The sequence below is a fragment of the Bacillus sp. AFS002410 genome (assembly GCF_002556365.1).
Classification (GTDB): domain Bacteria; phylum Bacillota; class Bacilli; order Bacillales; family Bacillaceae_G; genus Gottfriedia.
In genome coordinates this window covers 26,840-39,632 of the sequence record NZ_NUEU01000020.1, presented here as the reverse complement: position 1 = coordinate 39,632, position 12,793 = coordinate 26,840, and the positions used below count along the sequence as shown (strand labels likewise).

The 12,793-nt window shown below is 32.5% G+C and carries 14 protein-coding genes; 10 read left to right on the top strand and 4 right to left on the bottom strand.

From position 1 onward, the window contains the following. Positions 1-212: 212 nt before the first annotated feature. The 6 genes from CN692_RS13200 to yunB all read left to right on the top strand — a co-directional run bounded on the left by CN692_RS13200 (position 213) and on the right by yunB (position 6,365). A complete protein-coding gene (locus CN692_RS13200) occupies positions 213-734 on the top strand; it encodes a DinB family protein (protein ID WP_098119627.1) in 522 nt (173 codons plus the stop codon). A gap of 812 nt (positions 735-1,546) precedes the next feature. Beyond that, complete coding sequence (locus CN692_RS13195; protein WP_257144028.1) at positions 1,547-2,377, top strand: sulfite exporter TauE/SafE family protein; 831 nt, start codon at positions 1,547-1,549, stop codon at positions 2,375-2,377. 18 nt (positions 2,378-2,395) lie between these two features. After that, complete coding sequence (locus CN692_RS13190) at positions 2,396-3,799, top strand: bifunctional metallophosphatase/5'-nucleotidase (RefSeq protein ID WP_098119626.1); 1,404 nt, start codon at positions 2,396-2,398, stop codon at positions 3,797-3,799. Positions 3,800-3,871: 72 nt separating this feature from the next. Next, entirely contained in the window at positions 3,872-4,174 is a 303-nt protein-coding gene (locus CN692_RS13185; RefSeq protein WP_098119625.1) for a YunC family protein, read from the top strand. 151 nt (positions 4,175-4,325) lie between these two features. Further along, positions 4,326-5,432 carry an HD-GYP domain-containing protein gene (locus CN692_RS13180; RefSeq protein WP_098119624.1) on the top strand — a complete coding sequence of 369 codons (1,107 nt, stop codon included), beginning with the start codon at positions 4,326-4,328 and terminating at the stop codon, positions 5,430-5,432. A gap of 108 nt (positions 5,433-5,540) precedes the next feature. Then, the gene (yunB, locus tag CN692_RS13175; protein WP_179874436.1) at positions 5,541-6,365 is read left to right on the top strand and encodes a sporulation protein YunB; all 825 of its coding nucleotides are present in this window, start codon (positions 5,541-5,543) and stop codon (positions 6,363-6,365) included. A gap of 141 nt (positions 6,366-6,506) precedes the next feature. Here yunB and CN692_RS13170 read toward each other — a convergent pair whose 3' ends face one another. Beyond that, entirely contained in the window at positions 6,507-7,499 is a 993-nt protein-coding gene (locus CN692_RS13170) for a M23 family metallopeptidase (protein ID WP_098119622.1), read from the bottom strand. Between the two features lie 177 nt (positions 7,500-7,676). On the opposite strand from CN692_RS13170, the gene lipA reads away from it, so the two are divergent. Further along, the gene (lipA, locus tag CN692_RS13165; RefSeq protein ID WP_098119621.1) at positions 7,677-8,561 is read left to right on the top strand and encodes a lipoyl synthase; all 885 of its coding nucleotides are present in this window, start codon (positions 7,677-7,679) and stop codon (positions 8,559-8,561) included. Between the two features lie 38 nt (positions 8,562-8,599). Here lipA and CN692_RS13160 read toward each other — a convergent pair whose 3' ends face one another. Further along, positions 8,600-9,211 carry a YhcN/YlaJ family sporulation lipoprotein gene (locus CN692_RS13160; protein WP_098119620.1) on the bottom strand — a complete coding sequence of 204 codons (612 nt, stop codon included), beginning with the start codon at positions 9,209-9,211 and terminating at the stop codon, positions 8,600-8,602. Between the two features lie 91 nt (positions 9,212-9,302). Here CN692_RS13160 and CN692_RS13155 point away from each other — a divergent pair, with 91 nt between their 5' ends. Beyond that, positions 9,303-9,578 (top strand): YutD family protein, encoded by a 276-nt coding sequence (locus CN692_RS13155; protein ID WP_098119619.1) that lies wholly within the window; start codon positions 9,303-9,305, stop codon positions 9,576-9,578. A 208-nt stretch (positions 9,579-9,786) separates the two neighbouring features. Here the strand turns inward: CN692_RS13155 and CN692_RS13150 are convergent, their stop codons facing one another. Next, positions 9,787-10,056 carry a DUF3055 domain-containing protein gene (locus tag CN692_RS13150; protein WP_098119618.1) on the bottom strand — a complete coding sequence of 90 codons (270 nt, stop codon included), beginning with the start codon at positions 10,054-10,056 and terminating at the stop codon, positions 9,787-9,789. Positions 10,057-10,482: 426 nt separating this feature from the next. Here CN692_RS13150 and CN692_RS13145 point away from each other — a divergent pair, with 426 nt between their 5' ends. Both CN692_RS13145 and CN692_RS13140 read left to right on the top strand, forming a co-directional pair. After that, positions 10,483-10,932, top strand: a complete 450-nt coding sequence (locus CN692_RS13145; RefSeq protein ID WP_098119617.1) for a DUF86 domain-containing protein — start codon at positions 10,483-10,485, stop codon at positions 10,930-10,932. A 58-nt stretch (positions 10,933-10,990) separates the two neighbouring features. After that, positions 10,991-11,761, top strand: a complete 771-nt coding sequence (locus CN692_RS13140; RefSeq protein WP_098119616.1) for a TIGR01457 family HAD-type hydrolase — start codon at positions 10,991-10,993, stop codon at positions 11,759-11,761. Positions 11,762-11,806: 45 nt separating this feature from the next. Here CN692_RS13140 and CN692_RS13135 read toward each other — a convergent pair whose 3' ends face one another. Beyond that, positions 11,807-12,328, bottom strand: a complete 522-nt coding sequence (locus CN692_RS13135) for a phosphatidylglycerophosphatase A family protein (RefSeq protein WP_098119615.1) — start codon at positions 12,326-12,328, stop codon at positions 11,807-11,809. Between the last annotated feature and the right edge of the window lie 465 nt (positions 12,329-12,793).

Sequence of the window (12,793 nt, the reverse complement as noted above, 5' to 3'; positions counted from 1 at the left end):
CATGTTTAAACTTTTATGTTAGGACCCTACAGCTTAAAAGCATGGCAATCTTGCCGTGCTTTTTCTATTTTCATTGCTTTATGGTAATTTTTACGAATTTTCTAGTTTGAAAGATTAAAATGGTATTTAATAAATTAAATTAGTTAATTTATGGTAAAATTTACTTGGCAAGAAAATAGATTTGTAAAAAACATAATTTGGAGGATGTTTTTATGAATTTTAACCTAAAAGAAGCAATTGAAGTTTTAGAAAGAACACCCAAATCATTAGAATCATTTTTATCTGGTTTATCTCAATCTTGGTTAAACTGCAATGAAGGTGAGGGAACGTGGGATGCATCTGAGGTAATTGATCATTTAATTGAGTGTGAAAAAACAAATTGGATTCCGAGGTTAAATTGCATCTTATATAAAGAAGGTAACAGCCACTTTCCTCCGTTCGATCGTTTTTCGCATTTAAATGAAAAACATGAGAAATCAATCGAAGAAAGACTACTTGAATTCAAGAATGTAAGAACAGAAAATATAATTAAACTACAATTATTAGTTGATTCGAAAGAACATCTAGAGTTAGAAGGGATTCATCCAGAGTTTGGGCAAGTTAAGTTAAGAGAATTACTGTCTACTTGGGTCGTGCATGATTTAACTCATATCACACAAATTGCTAGGGTAATGGCAAAAAGATACAAAACTGACGTAGGACCATGGATTGCAAATTTGAGTGTTTTAAAATAAGTTAAGAGTTCTATTTGAAATATCAAGTAGTCAATAGTTAAAAAGTTACTAAGTGTTTTTTTGATGTTAAATTAGTAATCTTTTGATGATGTTATTTATTTGTTTTAATAGAGAACTTGTTAGTGTATACCGAAAAACTTTAATAATTGTTCTTTTTCAGAATATAAAATATTAAAATGCTAATTGTTTTAAGAACAAATGCAAATATTAGTTTATAAGTAGTGGATTTATCGATATTATCAAAATAACCGTGTATTGAAATTCAATTTTTTCTCTAAGTAAAGGGGATAAATAGGGTTCTTAATTGCATATTTTTTTATTTTGAAGAAGTTGATTGGAACGGAGGGGTTCTCGACTCCTATGGGATATGCGGGAAGGCTGAGACCCCGCAGGCATTTCGAGGCCGCTGAAAAACTACATGATTTTTGAAAATGTTCAATTCCCTAAATTTCCCATCCCCACTTTCATCTCTAAAATGGGATGTAAAATAGATTATCATTCCCACTTTAGCTATAAAAAACAAGGTTTTTATGGGAATTGATTTTTCCGAAAAAGTAATTTTTAACCAAAATTTACTTTTTCAGTGGCCTAGGCATTGCCGAGGAGGCTCAGGTCTCGCCCCATGGAAAGCGAGAAACCTGTAGTGGAAATCAACATCATCCGGCTTCCCTCACAGTGAGAAATATCACTCCTCATTTGACAAGTTTTTTTCCAACAGAGTGACTCGGAGATATCCGAGTTTTTTTATGCTAAACTAGTATTTAAAACATAGAGAAAAGTATATTTTTACATATTGAAGGAGAGAAGTTAGGTTGGATATCGTTCTACAAATTCTTATTTTAGTCAGTATAGGACTAGCTGCAGGAACAGTCGGTTCATTGATCGGATTAGGCGGGGGCATTATTATTGTGCCAATGCTGCTTAATATTGATCACTTTTTATCTGCTTTTTCGACTGTGCCGATTCATGTTGCGGTTGGAACTTCACTGATTACAATTGTGTTTTCTTCGCTCTCATCCACCCTTTCGTATCATAAGCAAAAACGAATTGATTATAAGAGTGGTATTTTATTTTTAATTGGTAGTGTTCCAGGTAGTTTATTAGGTACATATATCAATTCGCTTTTAAATACAGAGCGGTTTACGTTATTTTTTGGAATATTTTTAATCTGTATTTCAATCTTTCTATTTATTTCATCTAAATTAAATAAAAAATCGAAGGAAGTACATAAAGGGATTATACGTACATATACAAATGATGAGGGCGAAGCATATACATATAGTTATAGTCTATCACTCGCAATTTCATTATCGATTTGTGTTGGGATCATTTCAGGATTATTCGGAATTGGTGGAGGGATATTATTAGTCCCAATGATGGCATTTTTATTCGGTTTTCCTCCTCAATTGGCCGTTGCCACGTCAATGTTTGTTGTAATGTTTACAACTCTTGGAAGTTCAATTTCATATATTACTTTAGGAGAAGTAAATTTTTATTACATCCTTTTACTTATACCAGGTGCATGGTTTGGTGGAAAGATTGGGGCATTTATTAATCAAAAATTAAAAACTGAAACGATTGCACTAATTTTGAGGGTAGTTGTGTTATTATATGGAATAAAATTAATTATAGAAAATATTTAGATTAGGGATGGTGGAACAATGGAACCAAGTCAGACAATAAATATTCGATTGTTCCATACAAATGATATTCACAGCCACTTTGAAACGTGGCCAACAATTGTCGGTTTGCTTAAGTCTAAAAGAGAACTAGCTAAAGGAAAAGGCGAGGCGACACTTACTTTTGATATTGGCGATTTCGTTGATCGTTTTCATCCAATTTCGGAGGCGACATTAGGCAAGGGGAATGTGGAGCTTTTAAATGCTGCTCAATTTGATGCCGTTACAATAGGGAACAATGAAGGGATTACTTTATCTAAAGGTGAACTTTTAAATCTTTACGCGGATGCAAAATTTGAGGTGTTGCTAGGTAATTTAACAATCTCAGATGTAGATACTAAGAGTTTTAGTAAACCTTATAAAATATATGAAAAAAGTGGAGTAAAGATTGGTGTAATTGGATTAACAGTAGCTTATCCTGTGTTTTATGAAACTTTAGGTTGGAGTATAAAAGATCCATTCGAAGCGTTGAATGAAATTCTCCCAATTGTAAGAGAACAATCAGATCTAGTTATTATACTTTCTCATTTAGGTATGAGGGATGATCAGAGAATCGCCGAGCAATTTTCGGGAGTTGATATTATTTTAGGCGCACATACTCATCATTTATTTCCAAATGGTGAATATGCTGGGGAAACTTTACTTTGTGGCACGGGTAAACATGGTAACTATTTAGGCGAAGTTTTAATTACTTTAAATAAAGAGTCGAAAAGTATAATAAATACTGAAGCTTCTGTTACTGAAGTACATAAAGAACCTAAATATTATCAAGATGAAACGACGAAAGTAGTGTTGGCTAATTTAATGAGGTTAAGTGGGGAAATTTTAAGTGAACCTGTGACACAGCTAACGAGTAACATGAATGTGAATTGGTTTAAAGATAGTCCATTGCCGAAATTATTAGCAAGTGCTCTTCGACAATGGACTAAGGCGGATGTAAGTATACTGAATTCAGGTATTTTGCTTGATGGATTAGCACAAGGTCATGTTAATAAGGGCGACATTCATCGGATATGCCCGCACCCAATTAATCCTTGTGTTGTCCATTTATCTGGCAAGGAATTACTTGAAGCTTTAAATCGTTGTGAAGATAAAGAGTTAACTCATTTGAAGATGAAGGGCTTTGGTTTTAGAGGGAAAGTAATTGGAAGAATGGTCTACGATGGAATCATGATTGTTGATCGTGATAAGAAGAGGCACTTCAATCAAGAAGATATCTTCATAAATGGAGAAGGATTAGATTTAAAACGCAAATATATAATCGGAACTTTGGATCTGTTTACTTTTGGTCATTTAATTCCGCAAATCCGTGATGCCGATCATAAAAGATTTTTCATGCCAGAATTTATTCGAGATGTATTATTTTGGGCTTTAAAAAGTGTATAAAATTTATCAAGATTAGACAGGCTTCAAATTCGTTTTTTTCTCATATTTTAGAATGAGAAAGGAGCGTTGAACTTGATCAATTTAAGCCCAATTACAATCGATAATCATACATTTAATGCTGTTACAGTCTTACTGCCAAAAACTACTTTATTGGTCGTCATGAATGACAACGGTTATATAATGTGTGGAGCATTAGATGTAGCTTTATTGAATGATAGATTACGCGATCGCAAAATTATTGCTGGCCGTGCAGTTGGCGTAAAAACAATAGAAGAATTATTAAATGCGCCTTTGGAGTCAGTTACGATTGAAGCTGAGAAATTCGGCATTCAAAAAGGAATGATTGGAAGAGACGCGTTATTAAAAATGGTATAAAAAGCCACTAAATTTTAGTGGCTTTTAGTATGTAGACAAGTACAAATAAATTTGATTTTCCATACTGTTGAGAAAAGAACAAAAAGAATCAATGTATTAACTGTTACGGTGCGCCATATATTTAATTAAAAAGTAGTCCAGGGAGAAATCTATGAGAGTTGTCGAAACATCAACACTTGTTCCGGGTATGATTTTAAGAAAACCAATATACAATGAACATGGAAACAAAGTCGTTAGTGCGAATATTCCTTTAACGGAAAAGATGATTAAGCGGTTACATGAATTAAATGTACTATACGCATTTGTACATGCTCTAAAATCAGAAAGCATAAAAACAGAGACTGCAATTTCAGACGAAATGCACGTTGAAAATATAAAAAAAATAAATGACACTTTCGTTAAATTCAAAAACGAAGCACACTATCTAAATTGGCTTTCATTAGAAAAGGTTGCACCTAAACTTAAAGGTAGAATAGAATCATTTCTAAATGAATTAATACTTAATAAAGATGTTCTAGCTTTATTGTCGAGCGTATTATTGTATGATGAAAACATATTTGCACATTCATTAAATGTAACGCTATATTCATTAGCAATTGGAATTAAGTTAGAACTAAATACAAGCGAGCTTGATTTACTAGGATTAGGTGCTCTTTTACATGATGTTGGAAAAATAGCTGTTCCAAAAAAAGTCTTAAATAAACCGGACCGTTTGACTGAAGAAGAATATGAGTTAATTAAACAACATACATTTGCAGGATACGAATTGTTACGGGATACAATAAATCTTCATCCAATAGTTGCACAGTGTGCAATACAACATCATGAAAGGATCAACGGAAGTGGTTATCCAAAAGGTATTTCTGGCAAGGATATACACCTATTTTCAAAAATAATTGCGGTTGCTGACTTTTATGATGCTGTTACTTCAAACAGAGTTTATAGACAAGCAATGCTACCGAGTGAAGGATTAAATCTTTTAAATAGCGGTATTGATAAATTATTTGATGCTAAATTAGTCGGGATATTTAAAGATTTACTAACGATCTATCCGACCGGATTAAATGTAAAGTTAAGTGATGGAAGAAGTGGGATTGTTACAAGACAAAACGAGGCAGTTACAGATCGTCCAATAATTCGAATTAGTGAAGAAAACAGTAAAAAGTTAAGTATTCCTTACGAAGTGAATCTAATGTATGAATTAAGTTTGATAATTATCGAATGTGATCAAACGTTAAAACAAAGAGTTTATCAATAATCGAGATGTTTCAATGAAATAGTTGGAACATCTTTTTTTGTGCTCTAAATACTATAAGAATGAACAGGCAGTGACATGCATACCCATTAGTAAGGGGGCATGGATACAATGAAAAAATTTAAGTATAGACGTGTTCCAAAGAAAAAAATTTTTGTTTCAAAGAATAAATCATTAGTTGGTTTTAAATTAGGACCTACTCAAATTTTTCAATCAATAAATAAAGTACTCCCTAATAAATATGTTGTGATTAGCATTGTCTTTTTAATCTTCTCTATCTATTCATTTTGGAAAATTGATAAAATGTTCTCACCTACAATTTTAAAGTATTCTGAGAAACAAACGAGACGAATTGCCTCTTCAATTGTAAACGAAGCATATGAATCTGTTTCTAAGGAATTAAAGGGACAGGATATTATCGTTAGAGATGTAGATGGAAATGGAAAAGAAGTGATTAGTACGAATACATATTTAATCAATAAAATTATTGGTTCTACTACACGACATGTTGAAGAAAACATACGTAGAGTTGAAAATGGGGATCTTTCATTTTTATCCTTATCGAGTGCAGAAAAGAAAAAAATGAAGACAGACCATGACGGACTCTATTTAAAGGTTCCAATAGGTGTCGTTACAAATACAGTACTATTAGGTAAACTCGGACCTACCATTCCGGTGCGCTTTTCTGTAGTAGGCGATACGGTAGCAAATGTTTCGCAGAAAGTTAAGCCTTTTGGATTTAATAATTCTGTAGTTGAAATTATTATGAATGTGGAAGTAAACATGAATGTAATTATTCCATTTAGTACAAAATCAACAAAGGTTAAAGTTGAAGTACCGATTGCTACTGAAATTATTGATGGAGAAGTACCAAATTATATTCCATTTACACCGAATACAAAACAAATACCGTCAATAACAAATGGAAAAAAATAAACTATTCAAAAGAGCGTAAGGGTGTCCTAAAAGGTCAGAGGATCTGACTATTGGATGCCCTTTATTCACGTTCCACATGCTTACTTTCAATAAAAAGAGGATGCCCATAAAAAAATAATTATGGGACAGCCTCTTTTTATGTTATTTTTTATTTCTATTTTGTCTTTCCCACAGTCGAAGTCTAGGATATGGATCATAAGACCATTCACCATAGCCGTTATCTTTGTATATGCCATAATGTAGATGAGGTGGGAACTTCCCTGATGTGCCAGGAGGTCCATAGCCAGTACTTCCAACATAGCCAATTAGTGTACCAGGCTCAACTATTTGCCCCCTTTGAATATCTTTATTAAAACCACCTAAGTGAGCGTAGTAATGATAGTTATTATTTAAGTCTCGAATTCCGATTCTCCATCCTCCAATTCGATTCCAACCTTTTGTTTCAATAACTCCATAGCAGGTTGATCTCACTGGCGTCCCATAATTTGCGAATATATCGGTCCCTTCGTGAACTCTTCGTCCACCGAAACTTCGAGGAGCACCCCAAGTACTACGGTAACTATGTGTACTGTTAATTGGTAATGGGAAAGCATTTCCTTCAATATTTAATTTTCCAAAGTATTGATATATTCGGGCATACTCATCGATCATATCAACAGTTATTGCTCTTTGGTAATAATCCCAAAGCATCATTCGAATATATTGTCTTGTTGGTCCGTAGAAATGTAAACGATGAATAAAAGTGTATAAGATATCCTCATCATCCTCTACTGATGCTTTACCATCATTATTTCCATCTAAACCAATCCCACTAAATAAATGAATAGTAGGAGCGTAAGTGTCTTTCTTAACTGGATTTGAAAGTCCGCTCCAATCCTCAGGCTTAATATAGATTGAAAGGACTCCATTTTCACGTTTTGGTATATCTCTTCTTACACTTCGTACATTTCGTTCATATGTATCGATAGCCGCAAAATAATACCAAGGAATAAAGGTTAGTGTTTCACCTTTTTTATATAAGGCCATTCGTTCTTTATTTAGCTCGGCTTGATCAATTTCTTCTGCATTTGTAAATGATGGTACTATGAAGATAACCACCATACAAAAAAGTACAATTATTTTTTTCAAAACCATCATCCTTTAAATTGATTTATATTTATAGTTTGGTTAAAGGAGCAACTTTCATAAATGGAAATTATAGGGATAATCAAACGAAAGTTTTTCATATCGACGAAAAATGTAGTAATATATATACTATTGGAAGTAAAAATGAAATAAGTCGTTAACGAATAAACGTTGGAGGAATTTCAAATGGCATCAAAAAAGGAAGAATATTTGAGAAAGCCAGAGTGGCTAAAAATAAAGTTAAATACAAATGAATCATACACAGAATTAAAGAAAATGATGCGTTCAAAAAATCTTCATACTGTTTGTGAAGAAGCTCGTTGTCCAAATATCCATGAGTGTTGGGCAGTTAGAAAAACAGCAACATTCATGATTTTAGGTGCGGTTTGTACACGTGCTTGTCGTTTTTGTGCTGTAAAAACTGGCTTACCAACTGAACTTGATTTACAAGAGCCAGTACGTGTAGCTGAATCAGTAACACAAATGAACTTAAAGCACGTTGTAATTACAGCGGTTGCTCGTGATGATTTAAGAGATGGTGGAGCAGCTGTATTTGCTGAAACAGTTAAAGAAGTTAGAAAAGCGAATCCATTTACTACAATCGAAGTTTTACCTTCTGATATGGGTGGGAAATTTGAAAACCTTAAAATGTTAATGGATGCAAAACCAGATATTATGAATCACAATATTGAAACGGTTAGAGAGTTAACACCACGTGTTCGTGCAAGAGCTACGTATGACAGATCACTTGAATTTTTACGTAGAGCAAAAGAGATTAACCCTAGCATTCCTACAAAATCGAGCATCATGCTTGGTCTTGGTGAAACAAATGAACAAATTTACGAAGCAATGGATGATTTACGTGCAGCAGGTGTAAATATCATTACTTTAGGTCAATACTTACAACCAACAAAAACACATTTAACTGTAAAGAAATATTATACTCCTGACGAGTTTGCAGCACTGAAAGAAATAGCATTAGGAAAAGGCTTCTCGCATTGTGAAGCTGGACCATTAGTTCGTTCTTCATATCATGCTGACGAACAAGTAGAGGCAGCTAAACAAGCATAATAATAAAGCACTAGCAATTTATGCTAGTGCTTTATTCATTATTTTGAAATTTGATCAAAATGCATGCTTTGTTTACTTATGTCAAAGCCGTCAGCCAGTTCTTGTATATTTTGTTCTAATTGTCCATCATTAAGTTGGCCGTACTTATTTAAATCCTCGATACTATTTATATTTTTCATTGAATTAGAAGTATAGATATGATAATAAGTAGGTAGTGCAGATTGTGCCGTTTTTTCGACCTGTGATTTAATTAGTGCTTTATCTCCAGTTGCTCGATAAGCAATCAAAACTTCTTGGTCTGTCACTAATGTAGCTGCATCATCTATATCTGGTAACTTTACAACTAAATATGAGATGAATTTTGATACTTCTTGTTTATCAATTGTTAGTGTATAATCACCATCTTTACCTAAAACATCTTGCTTTTGTAGTCTAGAAAAGCCATAATCTTTGTAAGAGTTATTTGACATTTTAGCGTTTACATCACCTAAGTCCATTGGCTTTGTATTTAATTGTTTAGGTGTTGGATTTGATCGATGTTCACTTTGATATGTTACGTCTTGATAATCTAATTGTCTTGATTTACTTGGACCTAATGAACAGCCAGTTAATAAAAATAAAGTTAACAAACAAACTAAATATTTTCGCATATTAATACCACCTTTTAATAATCAATGTAAAATTAGTATGCCAAAAATGTTGGTTACATATTTATGGGAGTAAAAGGAAGGAGAATACAATTTGGTTTGCGTACAGAATATTTGTTATGAAATAGTTGAAGATTACCGTGAAGGATTCAATGAAGAAGCCTTTAAAGCTAGATATGCTGAAATCCTGTCAAAATACGATTACATCGTAGGAGACTGGGGCTATGAGCAGCTTAGACTAAGAGGATTTTTTGACGATTCTCAAAAAAATGTCCCTTATGATTCTAAAATCAGCACGTTGCGTGAATATATTTATGAATACTGTAATTTTGGATGTAAATATTTTGTAGTAAAAAAAGTAAAAAACTGATGGCTCTCCATCAGTTTTCTTTATTTTCTAGCTGTGGATAAAATTATTTTTTGATTTTTTTAAACAGTATGAACCTTGTGGATAAGTTTGAATCTTTCAACAAAAATGTGTATAAGTGAGGACTTAATCACAAAAAAAGTGGACAACTTTATAGTTATCCACTTTTTTCTGATTATTTAATAAAAATAGTTTATTTATCCACAAGAAATTAGTAAATGATTTCATTTAAGAAATCTAATAAATCAGCAGCCTTTTCTTCAGAAATTCCAAAAGCAAATTCTAAATATCCTTCTTCTTTTAAATCATCTTGTCCAATAATTGCAAATCGGTTACTTAGCATATCTAAAACGATAACTTTTCCATAATGACGATCTGAATAGATTAAAGCAAGATCATGTCTTTGTTCTTCTCCCATAAAGCTTACAAAACGGGTTTTTGCTTGAGTAGTGTCATCATATAAGAAAAAACGATCAGACATTTTTAATTCCTCCATTATACTAAATTAAGATGATGATGATATTTAATATGTCACACAATTTACGTCTTATTTCTCATTCTAATTGAATGAGCTTCGACTAAATTACTGCATAAAGTTTCCTTCTAGTAATTCACCCGAAGTAACTTTTAAAGCAATATAAAATGCATCATCACACTTTATAAAACATTTTAAATTGCATATAGGGCTATTTTTCTTCATTATTCAAAGGTACTAAACGGGCTTTTATGTTTCAACCTTATAGTACAAATTCATACTTCAAAAATTAACCCGAAAAAATATTCACCTATATAATATAACAAAATTCGGTAAGAAACGCTTTCATTTGTCGATTTTTTTCGAATTTAGCTATAAAATAAATATATGTCCGTAAAATGTAGAAGATAGAATTGAGAAGGAAGTGTACATATGTACTTTGTAAATCGTCAAAACATATTAGATCGAATTGAAGTAATAAACTCAATGCTTGAATTTTATGAGTCAAATAGCCAACCAAAGAATAAAACAGACGAGTTAGCTTTGGAAAGAATGACACATCTATTAATTGACAGTATGTTAGATATTGGTAATACAATGATTGATGGCTTTATAATGAGAGATCCAGGAAGTTATGATGATATTGTCGATATTTTAATGGATGAAAAAGTAATTACTACTTCTATTGGAGATTCAATAAAAAAATTAATTCTGATTCGAAAACATTTATTACAAGACTATACAGTTAAAATTACTGAAAATATAGTAATTACATTAAGTGAAAATATAGAAGCATACAAAGAATTCCCGATTGCGGTTCAAACTTTTTTAGATAAAGAGCTAGGTGTAATCAATGCTTTTAGTAGCGATGAAGAAAAATAAATTATAGTTTGTTTACATTCTTTCGAAGTGAACAGTCTGACTAGTAAGGAGTGTCAAAATGAAACAATATAAAGGATACTTGATCGACTTAGATGGTACTATGTATCGTGGAGAGGAACAAATAGAAGAGGCGAGTCATTTTATTAAGGCTCTGAAGGAAAAAAATATTCCTTATCTTTTTGTAACAAATAACTCTACACGTAGACCAGAACAGGTAGCCGATAAACTTAATTCGTTCAATATACCAACTACAAAAGAACAAGTATTTACAACAAGCAATGCAACGGCAAACTTCATAAAAGAGAAAAAAGCAGATGCAACTGTTTATATGATTGGTGAAGAGGGCTTAGAATTTGCTTTAGAAGAAGTTGGTTTGACAATTACAGATGAGAATCCTGATTTTGTTATTAGTGGTCTAGATCGAGATATTAATTATGAGAAATTAGCTAAAGCATGTATCGCGGTAAGAAATGGAGCTACGTTTATCTCAACGAATGGTGATATCGCTATTCCTACTGAAAGAGGTTTATTACCAGGAAACGGTTCATTAACTTCCGTAATCGCTGTATCGACTACAGTAAAACCAATTTTTATAGGGAAGCCAGAAGCAATCATTATGGAGCAAGCATTAAAAGTATTAGGAGTTGCTAAAGAGGATACTTTAATGATTGGGGATTACTATGATACTGACATCATGGCAGGGATCAATACTGGTGTGGACACATTAATTGTTCATACTGGTGTTACGACTAGAGAGATGCTTTCAAATTACGAAAAGCAACCTACATATTCAGTAGATTCATTAGAAGAGTGGATTAAATACATTTAATACTATAAAAAGGACTCATAAGTAATTAGCTTATGAGCCCTTTTTTTATTCATCCCCAGCTTTAAGTTGATCAGCTTTTTTATGCGCTGCGCGATGCGCAAGACGACTAGATGCAGCAGCTGCAATAGCTCCAACAATATCATCTAAAAACGTATTCACTAAACCAGTTGATTTGTCATTTAATCGTTCTAAAATACCAGGTTTTAATTTATCAATATAACCGTAATTTGTAAAACCAATTGAACCATATACATTTACAATTGATAAGGCAATTATTTCATCAATGCCATAAAGGCCTTCATCTTTTTTAATAATAGCTAACAAAGGCTCCTGAAGTTTATCTTGCTCTGCTAAGATATCTAATTCAATACCAGTAATGATAGCATTTTGTATCTCACGTTTTGTTAAGACTCGTTCAACATTGTGTTTACACTCATCCATAGATAAGTTTTCATGGTATTTATTTTGTAAAAAGTATACTAAATCAGCAATATCATCGAGTGTTACACCTCTTTTTTCTAACAACGATAATGCAGTCTTTTCTAAATCGTGATTTAAATAATCCATGTCATCACCTTTTCCTTATCGATTAATTTAATTACTGTAAATTCTCGGGACTTTGTCTACACACTGAATTGTTACTTTATTTAATTAAGAAATAAGAGGATTAATTATATATGATTCGATACCAGAACATTATTCCCCTTTATAAAAAAAGCTAATAATAGATAAAAAATTATGAAGCGTGTTAATTGCATATGTGGCTAGCAACTTACTACTACTTTTCGAGATGTCTAGTTGCGACGGGGAGCCCTGTTAGGTCATAAGCCAAACCCAAATAAAGGTTAAAAAGCAACCGCTTGTCATGGCTGAGCAACCCGCTTCCACTTTTCTAATATACTACGTCATTTTCTCCTTTTTTGTGTATGGCCATTCGGTTTATCTGTTGAAAGTAAAAAGTATGGTACAGGTTTTGGGATTTGTGACATATATATTAATAAGTAGTTTATAGAAGGATGTGAGTGATGATGT